General features: G+C 72.1%; 15 protein-coding genes. 8 read left to right on the top strand and 7 right to left on the bottom strand.

What is annotated here, in order from left to right:
- Positions 1-17: 17 nt before the first annotated feature.
- Entirely contained in the window at positions 18-1,496 is a 1,479-nt protein-coding gene (locus OG774_RS09945) for a glycosyltransferase family 39 protein (protein WP_328309000.1), read from the top strand.
- Positions 1,497-1,507: 11 nt separating this feature from the next.
- Here the strand turns inward: OG774_RS09945 and OG774_RS09940 are convergent, their stop codons facing one another.
- Positions 1,508-1,639 (bottom strand): hypothetical protein, encoded by a 132-nt coding sequence (locus OG774_RS09940; protein ID WP_274193530.1) that lies wholly within the window; start codon positions 1,637-1,639, stop codon positions 1,508-1,510.
- 24 nt (positions 1,640-1,663) lie between these two features.
- Here OG774_RS09940 and OG774_RS09935 point away from each other — a divergent pair, with 24 nt between their 5' ends.
- The 6 genes from OG774_RS09935 to OG774_RS09910 all read left to right on the top strand — a co-directional run bounded on the left by OG774_RS09935 (position 1,664) and on the right by OG774_RS09910 (position 7,701).
- Complete coding sequence (locus OG774_RS09935) at positions 1,664-1,858, top strand: DUF3046 domain-containing protein (protein ID WP_274189193.1); 195 nt, start codon at positions 1,664-1,666, stop codon at positions 1,856-1,858.
- A 237-nt stretch (positions 1,859-2,095) separates the two neighbouring features.
- Positions 2,096-3,136 (top strand): recombinase RecA, encoded by a 1,041-nt coding sequence (recA, locus tag OG774_RS09930; RefSeq protein ID WP_274193531.1) that lies wholly within the window; start codon positions 2,096-2,098, stop codon positions 3,134-3,136.
- 5 nt (positions 3,137-3,141) lie between these two features.
- The gene (locus OG774_RS09925) at positions 3,142-3,774 is read left to right on the top strand and encodes a regulatory protein RecX (protein ID WP_328308994.1); all 633 of its coding nucleotides are present in this window, start codon (positions 3,142-3,144) and stop codon (positions 3,772-3,774) included.
- A 203-nt stretch (positions 3,775-3,977) separates the two neighbouring features.
- Positions 3,978-4,814, top strand: a complete 837-nt coding sequence (locus OG774_RS09920) for a hypothetical protein (RefSeq protein WP_328308992.1) — start codon at positions 3,978-3,980, stop codon at positions 4,812-4,814.
- Positions 4,814-6,829: a fumarate reductase/succinate dehydrogenase flavoprotein subunit gene (locus OG774_RS09915; RefSeq protein WP_442873966.1), complete on the top strand. Its 2,016-nt coding sequence runs from the start codon at positions 4,814-4,816 to the stop codon at positions 6,827-6,829. The genes OG774_RS09920 and OG774_RS09915 overlap by 1 nt, the downstream gene beginning before the upstream one ends.
- A 2-nt stretch (positions 6,830-6,831) precedes the next feature.
- Positions 6,832-7,701 (top strand): succinate dehydrogenase/fumarate reductase iron-sulfur subunit, encoded by an 870-nt coding sequence (locus OG774_RS09910; protein WP_328308990.1) that lies wholly within the window; start codon positions 6,832-6,834, stop codon positions 7,699-7,701.
- A gap of 57 nt (positions 7,702-7,758) precedes the next feature.
- On the opposite strand, the gene OG774_RS09905 is transcribed toward OG774_RS09910, so the two are convergent.
- The 6 genes from OG774_RS09905 to OG774_RS09880 all read right to left on the bottom strand — a co-directional run bounded on the left by OG774_RS09905 (position 7,759) and on the right by OG774_RS09880 (position 12,061).
- Positions 7,759-8,184, bottom strand: coding sequence for a DUF3592 domain-containing protein (locus tag OG774_RS09905; protein WP_328308988.1), 426 nt, complete (start codon positions 8,182-8,184; stop codon positions 7,759-7,761).
- 156 nt (positions 8,185-8,340) lie between these two features.
- A complete protein-coding gene (locus OG774_RS09900) occupies positions 8,341-8,853 on the bottom strand; it encodes a GNAT family N-acetyltransferase (protein ID WP_328308986.1) in 513 nt (170 codons plus the stop codon).
- Positions 8,850-9,704: an amino acid ABC transporter permease gene (locus OG774_RS09895; protein ID WP_328308984.1), complete on the bottom strand. Its 855-nt coding sequence runs from the start codon at positions 9,702-9,704 to the stop codon at positions 8,850-8,852. Before OG774_RS09895 ends, OG774_RS09900 begins: the two co-directional genes overlap by 4 nt.
- On the bottom strand, positions 9,701-10,345 hold the full coding sequence (locus OG774_RS09890) for an amino acid ABC transporter permease (RefSeq protein WP_328308982.1): 645 nt from the start codon (positions 10,343-10,345) through the stop codon (positions 9,701-9,703). Before OG774_RS09890 ends, OG774_RS09895 begins: the two co-directional genes overlap by 4 nt.
- 78 nt (positions 10,346-10,423) lie before the next feature.
- Positions 10,424-11,320 carry a glutamate ABC transporter substrate-binding protein gene (locus OG774_RS09885; RefSeq protein ID WP_328308980.1) on the bottom strand — a complete coding sequence of 299 codons (897 nt, stop codon included), beginning with the start codon at positions 11,318-11,320 and terminating at the stop codon, positions 10,424-10,426.
- 12 nt (positions 11,321-11,332) lie between these two features.
- Positions 11,333-12,061: an amino acid ABC transporter ATP-binding protein gene (locus OG774_RS09880; RefSeq protein ID WP_328310874.1), complete on the bottom strand. Its 729-nt coding sequence runs from the start codon at positions 12,059-12,061 to the stop codon at positions 11,333-11,335.
- Positions 12,062-12,262: 201 nt separating this feature from the next.
- Between OG774_RS09880 and OG774_RS09875 the strand changes: the two genes are divergently transcribed.
- Positions 12,263-12,958 carry a response regulator transcription factor gene (locus tag OG774_RS09875; RefSeq protein WP_328308978.1) on the top strand — a complete coding sequence of 232 codons (696 nt, stop codon included), beginning with the start codon at positions 12,263-12,265 and terminating at the stop codon, positions 12,956-12,958.

Genomic DNA, 12,958 nt, shown 5'->3' with positions numbered 1-12,958 from the left:
CCGCGACGCTCGTCGGCATGACGCTCACGGCTCCGCCCACGACCGCTGGCCCGTCCGTGCCCGCCACGGTGCCGCGTCTCGCGCGGTGGCCCGTCGGCATCGTCGCCGCCGCCGTCGCCGCCGCGCACCTGGCTGTCGCGTGGCTCCCCGGTTGGTGGTTCGACGAGGCCCTCATGCTGGCGATCGGGCGCCACCACCTCGACTGGGGCTCGGTCGACCAGCCGCCGGTGGCCCCGCTGCTCGCGGCGCTGGCGGACCTGATCGCGCCCGGGAACGTGCTGGTGCTGCGCCTGCCGGCGATCGCCGCGACGGCTGCGGCCGTGGTGCTCGCGGCGCTGATCGCCCGGGAGCTCGGAGGCGATGCGCGGGCGCAGACCCTCACCGCGATCGCCCAGGCCACGGGCATCTGGACGGCGTTCACCGGGCACTGGCTGACCCCGTACACGCTCGAGCCCGTCACCTGGCTGCTGATCGGCTGGCTGCTCGTGCGGTGGTGGCGGGTCCGTGACGACCGGCTGCTGCTCGCGCTCGGCGTCGCCGTGGGGGTCGCGGCGCAGACGAAGTTCCAGGTGATCCTGCTGGGCGCGGTCCTGCTCCTGTCGGTGGCCGTGCTCGGTCCGCGTGCCCTCCTGCGTCGGCCGCACCTCTGGATGGGCGTCGGCCTCGCCGCGGTGATCGCCGCCCCGACCCTGGTCTGGCAGGCCCTCAACGGGTGGCCGCAGCTGCGGATGGCGCCGATCGTCGCCGCCGAGGCGGCCGACCTCTACCAGGGTCGCACCGGGGTCATGATCGGGCTGATCGCCTCGGCCGGGGTCGTGGGCGTCCCGCTGGTGCTCCTCGGGCTGTGGCGTCTCGCCCGCGACCCGGCGTTGCGGGAGCTGCGCCACCTCGCGCTCACCGCGGTGGTGCTCTACGCCGCGTTCTCGATCACCATCGGACGGCCGTACTACCTCGTCGGCCTGTACGGGCTCCTCGCGGCGGTCGGTGCCGTGGGCCTGCAGCGCCGGCGGGAGGCCGGACACCGCCGGGGACGGTGGGTCGCGTGGCCGGCGGCCGCGCTCGGCGCCGCGGCCGCGGGCGCGATGCTGGCGGTGTCGGTACCGGCGGCCGCGCCCGCGGTCGGCGAGCAGGTCACGCAGGCGACGACGCGGGCGTACGACGCGCTCCCGCCCGAACGGCGCGTGCACACCGGGGTGATGGCCGAGTCCTACATCTACGCCGCCATCCTCGACGTCCAGGCCCCGGAGGGGACGCTCCCGCCCGTGCTGAGCAGCAACCGCAGCTACGGGTGGTTCCCGCCGCCGGGCGACGACGTGGACTCGGTCCTCTACGTCGGGTCGACAGCCGACGAGCTGCGGCCGTGGTTCGCCGAGGTCCGGCCCGTCGCGGAGGTCGGGAGCCCCACCGGCCCGGGGGCGCAGGTGTGGCTGGCCACCGGCCGGCTGGCCCCGTGGGACGCCGTCTGGCCGAGCCTGCGCCACCTCGACGTGCAGTGAGGAGGCCCTGGTCACCGCCCGCGGTTCTGGAACCACCAGCGCAGCAGGACGACCAGCGCCGCGAGCATCCCGAGCAGCGCCACGACCGCGCCGACGGTGCCCCCGAGGGAGTCGAAGGCCGTGGTGGTGAGCAGGAGGTCCACGCCCCCGAGGTTATCGTGGGGCCCGTGCGGCTGACCCATTTCCGCCGGCTCATGGACGACGAGTTCGGGGCCGTGCGTGCCGGCTCCATCGCCCGCGACCACGTCTTCGGCGCGCTCCGCGGGCGCACCGTCGAGCAGGCCCTCGAGGACGGCGACGAGCCCCGCGACGTGTGGCGGGCGGTGTGCGCCGAGTTCGAGGTGCCGGCCGAGAGGCGCTGAGCAGACCCGACACGCCGGTCGGCGACCGGGGCTCGGTATCGAACAGGTGTTCGTCTACCCTCCTCCGTACGGCCGTCGTGCGGCGTCAGCGTCGCCGTCGTCCGTCCACAACCGTTCCGTTCCTCCACAGGGCGGTCGGTCCGGCTCCACCGTTGTCGGACCCCCCGCCTAGCGTCGGCGCCAGAGAGTCGACCCCTGACCCCTGACACCCCGACCTTCGACGCAAGGTGGCACTCCATGGCACAGGCACCGGATCGCGACAAGGCGCTCGAGCTCGCCCTCGCCCAGATCGACAAGCAGTTCGGCAAGGGCTCGATCATGCGGCTCGGCGACGACGGCCGGGCGCCGGTCAACGTCATCCCGACCGGATCGATCGCCCTCGACGTGGCGCTCGGCGTGGGTGGGCTGCCCCGCGGCCGGGTGGTGGAGATCTACGGCCCGGAGTCCTCGGGCAAGACGACGGTCACGCTGCACGCGGTGGCCAACGCGCAGGCCCAGGGCGGCATCGCGGCGTTCATCGACGCCGAGCACGCGCTCGACCCGGAGTACGCCAAGGCCCTCGGGGTCGACACCGACGCGCTGCTGGTCTCGCAGCCCGACACCGGTGAGCAGGCGCTCGAGATCATGGACATGCTGATCCGGTCGAACGCGCTGGACGTGATCGTCGTCGACTCGGTGGCCGCGCTCGTGCCGCGCGCCGAGATCGAGGGCGACATGGGCGACAGCCACGTCGGTCTCCAGGCCCGCCTCATGAGCCAGGCGCTGCGCAAGATCACCGGTGCGCTGCACGCCTCGGGCACCACGGCGATCTTCATCAACCAGCTCCGCGAGAAGGTCGGCGTCATGTTCGGCTCGCCGGAGACCACCACGGGTGGCAAGGCGCTGAAGTTCTACGCCTCCGTGCGGCTCGACATCCGCCGCATCGAGACGCTCAAGGACGGAGCCGACGCGGTCGGCAACCGCACGCGGGTCAAGGTCGTGAAGAACAAGGTGGCCCCGCCGTTCAAGCAGGCCGAGTTCGACATGATCTACGGCAGCGGCATCTCCAAGGAGGGCTCGCTGATCGACATGGGTGTCGAGCAGGCGATCGTCCGCAAGTCGGGCGCCTGGTACACCTACGAGGGCGATCAGCTGGGGCAGGGCAAGGAGAACGCCCGCAAGTTCCTGCGCGAGAACCCCGACGTCGCCGACGAGATCGAGAAGCGCATCAAGGAGAAGCTCGGCATCGGGGCGAAGCTCGACGCCGAGGCGCCCGCCGCGGCGCCCGTCGACTTCTGAGTCGGATGGGCCTCGGTCAGGGGGTCGGGCGGCGGCGGTCGTCGCGGGGACGCGCGCCGGAACCACCCGACGCCGACCGTCCCGATCACGCGGCCGATCCGCCCGCCGACCCCGAGTCGGTGGCGCGCACGATCTGCCTGAACCTGCTCACCACCCGGGCCCGCTCACGTGCCGAGCTGGCCGGCGCCCTGGCCCGCAAGGACGTGGACGACGACGTCGCCGGGCGGGTGCTCGACCGCCTGGGCGCCGCCGGCCTGGTCGACGACGCCGCGTTCGCCGAGCAGTGGGTGTCCTCGCGGCACCGGCACCAGGGCCTCGGCAAGCGGGCGCTGGCGGGGGAGCTGCACCGCAAGGGCGTCGATCGCGAGACGGCCACCACGGCGGTCGAGGAGATCGGCCGCGACGACGAGCGCGCCCGCGCCCGGGCGCTGGTCGACCGGCGGCTGCCCTCGCTCGCCCGCTTCGAGCATGCGGTGGCAGCCCGCCGGCTGGTCGGGATGCTCGCGCGCAAGGGCTACGACGCGGGCGTGGCGTACGGGGTCGTCCGCGAGGCGCTCGCGGAGCGGCCGTCCCCGGACGAGACCGGGGATGAGGCGCTCGACGACCTGCTGTCCGATCCGGACGCGGACCACCGCTGACGCTCGCCGACGTCTCGATCACGCGACGTGGCCATCGTCACGCCCCGAGACGGGGGTGACCCGGGCGACACCGGGGTTTGACGCGTCGTAGTGTGCGGCCCACCACAGAGCGTCGCCGCGCCGTGGTTCCCTGCGGCTCTCCGCCCCGTACCGCGGCGGTCCCGGCGACGCGGAACGTCATCGCAGACGAGGACCGGGGTGCCGTGACCACCACACACGACTCCGGGACGTACCGGCCGCCGGCGCCGGGACGACCCGACATCCGACAGCGAACGCTGCGCACCGACCGCTGGTGGCTGCCGCCGCTGGCGAACGCGCTGGGCCTGGCCACGTTCGTCGTCTACGCGACGATCCGGTCGCTGTGGGGCTCCGCGTACTACGTGGAGGAGTACCACTACCTCTCGCCGTTCTACTCGCCGTGCGTGAGCGCCTCGTGCATCCCGGAGGCGAGTCACCTGGGCCAGTGGTTCGGCGAGATGCCCTGGTTCCTGCCCTACGCGCTCGTGTCGCTGCCGTTCCTGCTCGGCTTCCGGCTGACCTGCTACTACTACCGGAAGTCGTACTACCGGGCGTTCTGGTCCTCACCGCCCGCGTGTGCGGTCGCCGAGCCGCACGCCTCGTACTCCGGTGAGACGCGGTTCCCGCTGATCCTGCAGAACGCGCACCGCTACTTCTTCTACGTCGCGTTCGCGATCTCGATCCTCAACACCTACGACATGCTGCTCGCGTTCCAGAGCACCGACCCGGCCACCGGGCAGACGTCGTTCGGGGTGGGGCTGGGGACGCTCATCCTGCTGATCAACGTGATCGGGCTCTGGCTGTACACGCTCTCGTGCCACTCCTGCCGCCACATCACCGGCGGACGGCTCAAGCACTTCTCGAAGCACCCGGTTCGCTACAAGCTCTGGACCGGGCTCTCGAAGATCAACACCCGCCACATGCTGTTCGCCTGGCTGACGATCGGGACGCTGATCCTGGCCGACCTGTACGTGATGCTCGTGGCGAGCGGCACCATCTCCGACCTGCGGATCGTGAACTGATGACCGACCCGGGAACCACCACCGCGTTCGAGGCGGCCGGCGCGCCCACCACCGGCGAGGCCTCCGTCACCCACCACACCTACGACGTCGTCGTCATCGGCGCAGGCGGTGCCGGCCTGCGGGCCGCGATCGAGGCCCGCCTGCGCGGCAAGCGGGTCGCGATCATCTCGAAGTCGCTGTTCGGCAAGGCCCACACGGTCATGGCCGAGGGCGGGATCGCCGCGTCGATGGGCAACGCGAACCCCCGCGACAACTGGGAGGTCCACTTCCGCGACACCATGCGCGGAGGCAAGTTCCTCAACAACTGGCGCATGGCCGAGCTGCACGCCAAGGAGGCGCCGCAGCGGGTGTGGGAGCTCGAGACCTACGGGGCCCTGTTCGACCGCACGCCCGAGGGCAAGATCAGCCAGCGGAACTTCGGCGGGCACCAGTTCCCGCGGCTCGCCCACGTCGGCGACCGCACCGGGCTCGAGCTCATCCGCACCCTGCAGCAGAAGATCGTCTCGCTGCAGCAGGAGGACTTCGCCCGCACCGGCGACTACGAGTCCGACCTCGCGGTCTACCACGAGTACACGGTCACCGAGCTGCTCAAGGACGGCGACCGGATCGCCGGCGCCTTCGGCTACCGGCGCCCCACCGGCGAGCTGGTCTGCTTCCACTCCGCCGCGGTCGTGCTCGCCACCGGCGGCGTCGGCAAGTCGTTCAAGGTCACCAGCAACTCCTGGGAGTACACCGGCGACGGGCACGCGCTCGCCATGCGCGCCGGCGCGAAGCTGCTGAACATGGAGTTCGTCCAGTTCCACCCCACGGGGATGGTCTGGCCGCCCAGCGTCAAGGGCATCCTCGTCACCGAGTCGGTGCGGGGAGACGGCGGCGTCCTCAAGAACTCCGAGGGCGAGCGCTTCATGTTCAACTACATCCCCGAGGTGTTCCGCGAGCAGTACGCCACGAGCGAGGACGAGGGCGACCGTTGGTACACCGACGCGGACAACAACCGTCGCCCGCCGGAGCTGCTCCCGCGTGACGAGGTCGCCCGCGCGATCAACAACGAGGTCAAGGAGGGCCGCGGCTCCCCGGCCGGCGGCGTCTACCTCGACGTCTCCAGCCGCATGCCGGCCGCGGAGATCACCCGGCGCCTGCCGTCGATGTACCACCAGTTCAAGGAGCTGGCGGACGTCGACATCACGGCGGGGCCGATGGAGGTCGGGCCGACCTGCCACTACGTCATGGGTGGCGTCGAGGTCGACCCCGACACGGCCGCGTCGGCGGTGCCGGGACTCTTCGCCGCGGGCGAGGTCGCGGGCGGGATGCACGGCTCGAACCGCCTCGGCGGCAACTCGCTGTCCGACCTGCTCGTGTTCGGCTGCCGCGCCGGTGCCGGTGCCGCGGCCTACCTCGACGGGCTCGGCGAGATGCCGTCGGTCAGCGAACAGTCGATCACCACGGCCCGCGAGGACGTCGAGCGCCCGATCCACAACTCGGGTGGCGAGAACGCCTACACGGTCCACCAGGAACTGCAGCAGACGATGAACGACCTCGTCGGCATCATCCGCAAGGCCGACGAGATGGAGCTGGCGCTCAAGAAGCTCCACGAGCTCCGTGACCGGATCCCGCGCGTCGCGGTCGACGGACGCCGGGCCTACAACCCCGGCTGGCACCTCGCGCTCGACCTGCGCAACATGCTCATGGTCAGCGAGTGCATCGCGATGGCCGCGCTCGAGCGTCAGGAGAGCCGCGGCGGCCACACCCGCGACGACTACCCGACGATGGACGAGAACTGGCGCCAGGAGCTGCTGGTCTGCTCGCTGCGCGACGGCGAGGTGCACCTCGAGCACCAGCCCCAGCCGTCCATGCGCACCGACCTGTTCGACCTCTTCGAGCTCGACGAGCTGAAGAAGTACTACACCGGCGACGAGCTGGGCGGCCACCGTTCGGACGCGCCGCCACGGCAGTCGCGGGGCACCGAGGACGCGGGCGGCGACCCGGGCGGCGAGCTCACCGGAGGGGGAGCGTAGGCATGGGCTACCAGGCACAGTTCAAGGTCTGGCGCGGCGACGCCGAGGGCGGCGACTTCGTCGACTACGCCGTGGACGTCGAGGAGGGCGAGGTCGTCCTCGACATCATGCACCGCATCCAGGCCACCCAGGCCGGTGACATGGCGGTGCGGTGGAACTGCAAGGCCGGCAAGTGCGGGTCGTGCAGCGCCGAGGTCAACGGCCGCCCGCGGCTGATGTGCATGACGCGGATGTCGACGTTCGAGGAGGACGAGGAGATCAGCGTCGCGCCGATCCGGACCTTCCCGGTGATCCGCGACCTCGTCACCGACGTCGACTTCAACTACGTCAAGGCCCGCGAGGTGCCGGCGTTCGCGCCGCCCGAGGGCGTCGCTCCGGGCGAGTACCGGATGTTTCAGGTGGACGTGGAGCGCTCGCAGGAGTTCCGCAAGTGCATCGAGTGCTTCCTGTGCCAGAACGTCTGCCACGTGGTGCGGGATCACGAGGAGAACAAGCAGGAGTTCTCCGGTCCGCGCTACCTCATGCGGATCGCCGAGCTGGACATGCACCCGCTCGACGTGCGCAACCGCAAGGAGGACGCGCAGGAGGAGCACGGCCTCGGGTACTGCAACATCACCAAGTGCTGCACCGAGGTCTGCCCCGAGCACATCAAGATCACTGACAACGCGCTGATCCCCATGAAGGAGCGCGTCGTCGACCGCAAGTACGACCCGCTGGTGTGGCTCGGTAAGAAAATCTTCAAGCGTCAGGAGCTCGAGCAGCGCGGCGCCACCGGCGCCCGTTCGCTGGATGCCCCGGGGCCGGACAACGGCTCCGCGCTCGACGCCGACCACATCGCGCACATCGAGCAGCGCGGGGGCGCGCAGGCCTGACGCCCTCCGGTCGCCCGTCGGCCCGGGTCCGCTGCGGCGGGCCCGGGCCGCGGTGCGTCAGGGCCCCGGCTCCGTCGGGTCCGGCTCCGTCGTCTCTTGCCCCGTCGTCTCCCGGCCCGTCCCTGGTGAACGCCCGAACGCCGCGAGGCCGAGGGCGAACAGGCCGGCGAGCGCCAGCACGGGGACGAGGAGCAGCGGCAACGTCGTGCGCCACGGCCAGCCGTCGTCGACGAGTGCGGCGCGGGCCGGCGCGTCGGGATCCACCACGGTCGCGACGACGTCGCCGGGCTCGAGGTCCTCGCGCGGCGTCGCGACCTCCGTCCGGACGTCGTACGGGGCGGGGAGCGCCACGACGAGGTCGTCCATGCGACCGAGCCGGGAATCGTGGTCGGCGGCCACGACGGTCGCCGGCACGGACTCGCCACGGGCGAGCAGCACGGCGGCGTCCCACGTCGCCGTCCCGGCGTTCACCGCGGCCCACACGGCACCGACGAGGAGCAGGAGCCCCCGACGAGGTCGGTGATCCGGTGGATGCGCGAGCCGCGGGGCGGGGCGGCCGGTTCGGGGTCCACGCTGCCTCCTCGACGGCCGGGGTCACCGAGAGTAAGAACGGAACGGACGGACTTCCACGGTGGACCCTCAGAGCTCGCGGCGCATCGCCGTTCGGGGCCAGCGGTCCAGCCCCTTGGCGATCTCGGAGCCGCGCACGGCCCGCAGGCCCGGGCCGAGCTCGTCGTCGGCGAGCGGCCGGAAACCCAGACGCGCGTAGTAGGGCCCGTTCCAGGGGACGTCGACGAACGTCGTCAACGTGACCGCGTGGTGGCCGTCTGCGCGGGCCCGGGCGAGGAGGTCCTCGACGAGCCGCGCCCCGAGCCCGCGGCGCGCGTGGTCCGGGTGCACCGAGACCTGCTCGAGGTGGGGTTCACCGTCGACGACGTCGTCCATGAGGTAGCCCGCGACGGCGCCGCCGTCCTCGATCACCCACAGCCCGCCGCGGTCGAGCGCTCCGCGCAGCACGACCGTCGAGGGCGGGTCGTCGTCCGCGATCGGGTCCATGCCGAGGTCGCGGAACGGGGCACCGGCGGCGATCTCGAGCTCGCGGAGGGTCCCGAGCTCGTCGGGCCGCGCCGGCCGGATCGTCCCGTCGGTCACGCGTCGTCGGGTCGCTCGATCGCGACCGCGATGACGGCCGGGTTGCGCCGCGAACGCCGCTCGAGCCAGTTCGCCAGCGCCGACAGCAGCAGGCACAGGGTGATGTAGATGACCGCGACGACGAGGGCCACGGGGATCAGCGGCGAGCCGAGGGCGGCGTTGGAGCCCAGGAACTGCGCCTGGAACAGCAGCTCGGGATAGGTGATGAGGAACCCGAGGGCGGTGTCCTTGAGCAGCACCACGAGCTGGCTCACGATCGAGGGCAGCATGGAGCGGACGGCCTGGGGGAGCAGCACGAACCGCATGACGCCGGACTTGCGCATCCCCAGGGCGTAGGCGGCCTCGGACTGTCCCCGCGGCACGGCCAGCACGCCCGCGCGGAAGACCTCGGCGAGGACCGCGCCGTTGTAGAGCATCAGCCCCAGCACCACGGCCACGAAGGTCGACACGTTGATGCCGGCCGAGGGCAGGCCGTAGTAGAAGAGGAACATCAGCACGACGAGCGGCACGGCGCGGAACAGCTCGACGACCGTGCTGCACACCGACCGCAGCGGGCGGTGGTCCGAGAGCCGCCCCAGCGCCAGCAGCGCGCCGAGCGCCAGCGCCAGCGCGGCACCGGTCGCGAACGCCTGCAGCGTCTTGATCAGCCCGTCGAGGATCGCCAGCTGCACGTTCTCGTAGAGGACCCACTCCCACACGCGGGCGTCGAGCTGACCCGTGGCCGCGAGGCGCCAGACGAGGACCCCGAGCAGCGCCAGGACGACGGCGAGCGTGACGGCGCCGGCGACGGTGTTGCGGGCCCGCGCGCGGGGCCCGGGGACGTCGAAGAGGACCGCGGTCGGGGCGCTCACCGGGCCACGCTCCAGCGCTTCTCGAGCCGGCGCTGCAGCACCGTCAGGGGGATGACGAGCACGATGAACCCGAGCGCGACCCAGAGGAGGGCGACCAGGGTGGAGCCGCCGCGCTCGTTGACCGCGCGGTAGAACCCGCCGGCCTCGAACACCGAGAAGCCGGCGGCGACGGTCGTGTTCTTGAGCAGCGCGATCTGCACGCTGGTCAGCGGCGGCATGACCGAGCGCACCGCCTGGGGCAGCACGACGAGCGTGAGGGTCTGGGTGAAGCCGAACCCGAGGGCGCGGGCGGCCTCGGCCTGGCCCTCGGACACGGTGCTGATGCCGCCGCGCACGGTCTCGCACACGAAGGCGGCCGTGTAGAGCGAGAGCCCGATGACGGCGAGGAGGAAGAACGGCAGGTAGAAGAAGAGCTTGGTGAACCCGAGGGCGAAGAAGAACAGCACGAGGGTCAGCGGGGTGTTGCGCAGCAGGGTCACGTACACGGTGCCCGTGGCGCGCATCGCGGGCACCGGGCTGACGCGCATCGCCGCGAGGACGACGCCGAGGATCAGCGACGCGATCGCCGAGCACACGAACAGCCCGATGGTGCCGCCGAAGCGGGTCAGGAACTCACCGAGGTTGCCGAACAGGACGTCCACGTGTGGCCTCCATGGCTTCGCCACGTGAGTGATCCGGGTCGCCACGACGACCCGGATCACTCACGAGCGCGAAGCGCCTCAGTAGCGCTCGATGGGCGGGGGCTGGGGTGCCGGGGTCCCGGAGCGGCCCAGCGTCTCGTTGTAGAGCCGCGTCCAGGTGCCGTCGTTCTCGGAGGCCTGGAGCAGGTCGTTGACCTTGTTGCGCAGGGCGGCGTCGTCACGGTTCATACCGATGCCGTACGGCTCCTCGGAGAACGTCACGCCGACGACCTTGAGCTGGTCGGGCGTCTGGGCGGCGTAGCCCTGCAGGATCGCGTTGTCCGTGGTCACGGCGTCGACCTGGCCGCCGCGCAGGGCGTCGACGCACTGCGAGTAGTTCTGGAACTCGACCACGTTCTGGGTCAGGTTCTGCTGGCGCACCCGCTGGATCGGCGTCGACCCGGTGGCCGAGCAGACCCGCTTGCCCTGGAGCGTCTGCGGGCCGGTGATCGTCGTGTCGTCGGCGCGGACGAGCAGGTCCTGGCCGGCGACGAAGTACGGGCCGGCGAAGCCCACGCGCTGCTTGCGGCTGTCGTTGATCGTGTACGTGCCGACGTAGAGGTCGACGTCGCCGCGGGAGATCGCGTCCTCGCGGGCGGCCGACGGGATGACCCGGTACTCGATCTGCTCGGGGGAGAAGCCGAGCCCCGCGGCCACCATGCGGCCGATCTCGATGTCGAACCCGGTGTACTGCCCGGTGGTCGGGTCCTGGATGCCGAGGCCGGGCTGGTCGTTCTTGACGCCGAGCACGAGGCGGCCGCGCTGCTGCATCGCGGCGAACGTCGGTGAGCCGGGCACCTGCACGTTCTGGGCGACCGGCACGCCGGCCACCGGCTGGCCGCCGGGGCTGCCCTCGCGACCGCACGCCGCGCCGAAGGCGAGCGCGACGACCGCGAGGAGGACGCCGAGGGTCCGGACAGAGACGACGCGTCTCATGACGGCTCCGATCTAGTGGGTGAGGATCTTGCCGAGGAAGTCGCGGGCCCGTTCGGTGGCGGGCCGGGAGAAGAAGCTGTCGGGCGTGGTGTCCTCGACGATCTCGCCGTCGGCCATGAACACGACGCGGTGCGCCGCTCGGCGGGCGAAGCCCATCTCGTGGGTCACCACGACCATGGTCATGCCGTCCTTCGCGAGGCCCGCCATGACCTCGATGACCTCGCCGACCATCTCGGGGTCGAGCGCCGAGGTGGGCTCGTCGAACAGCATCACCTTGGGCTCCATCGCGAGCGCGCGGGCGATGGCCACGCGCTGCTGCTGGCCACCGGAGAGCTGGGCGGGGAACTTCTGGGCCTGCTCGGCGATCCCGACCCGGTCGAGCAGCGCGTGTGCCCGCTCCTGCGCCTCGGCCTTCGAGACGCCACGGACCCGGGTCGGGGCGAGCACGACGTTGTCGAGGATCGTCAGGTGGGCGAACAGGTTGAACTGCTGGAACACCATGCCCACGTCGGCGCGCAGCTTCGCGAGGTCCTTGCCCTCCTCGGGCAGCGGGGTGCCGTCGATCTCGACGGTGCCGCCGTCGATCGGCTCGAGGCGGTTGACCGCCCGGCACAGAGTCGACTTGCCCGATCCCGACGGCCCGAGCACGACGACGACCTCGCCGCGCGCGACCTCGAGGTCGATGTCCTTGAGGACGTGCAGGTCGCCGAAGTTCTTGTTGACCCCGGCCATCCGCACCATCGGGGCGCTGGAGCTCGCTGCGCCTGGGGCGCTCTGGTCACTCATCGCCACCGGTCCTCCTCGCTGTGCCACCGACCCGGTGGTGCGGAACGTGCCAGTGCGCCGAACCGGGCGTCCACGCTCTTGAGGAAGACTTAGGGTTACCGGGCCACCCCGTGGCGACGGTGACACCGGGGGAGGTGGGCCGGGAGGAGCGCGGCAGTGCGAGTGCTCGTGGTGGAGGACGACGACCGCGTCGCCGCGGCCCTGCGCGCCGCCCTCGAGCGCCACGAGATGCAGGTGGAGCGGGTCGCGCGCGGGCTCGCCGTGCCGGCGCACCTCGCCGGCACCGACGTCGTGCTCCTCGACCTCGGCCTGCCCGACGTCGACGGCCTCGAGGTGTGCCGGCGCATCCGCGAGGCCGGCGACGTACCCGTGATCGTGGTCAGCGCCCGCGGCCGGGTCGACGAGCGCATCCTCGGGCTGCACCACGGCGCCGACGACTACCTGGTCAAGCCCTACGACGTCGGGGAGCTGGTCGCCCGCATCCACGCCGTGCGCCGCCGTCGCGGCGTCGTGCCCCCGACCGGCGGGCCCCCCGCCGCCGTGGCGGAGCTCGGCGACGGTGTCGTGCTGGACCGGGCCCGGCACGCGCTGACCGTCGACGGGGAGGAGGTCGCGCTCTCCCGCAAGGAGTTCGCCGTCCTGGCCCTGCTCGCGGAGGCCGACGGCGCGGTGTGCACCCGCGACCGGCTGGTCGCCGAGGTGTGGGGCCGCCGCTGGCCGGGCGCCGACCGGACGCTCGACGTCCACGTCGCCACCCTGCGCACCAAGCTCGCCCGCCCCGGGATCGTGGCGACGGTGCGCGGGGTCGGGTACCGGCTGGCCGCCGGGGCCGACCGCCGCAGCGGGGCCTGA

It is taken from the genome of Actinomycetospora sp. NBC_00405 (assembly GCF_036044095.1).
In the GTDB taxonomy this organism is placed as follows: Bacteria; Actinomycetota; Actinomycetes; order Mycobacteriales; family Pseudonocardiaceae; genus Actinomycetospora; species Actinomycetospora callitridis.
This window is presented reverse-complemented; position numbering and strand designations above follow the sequence as displayed.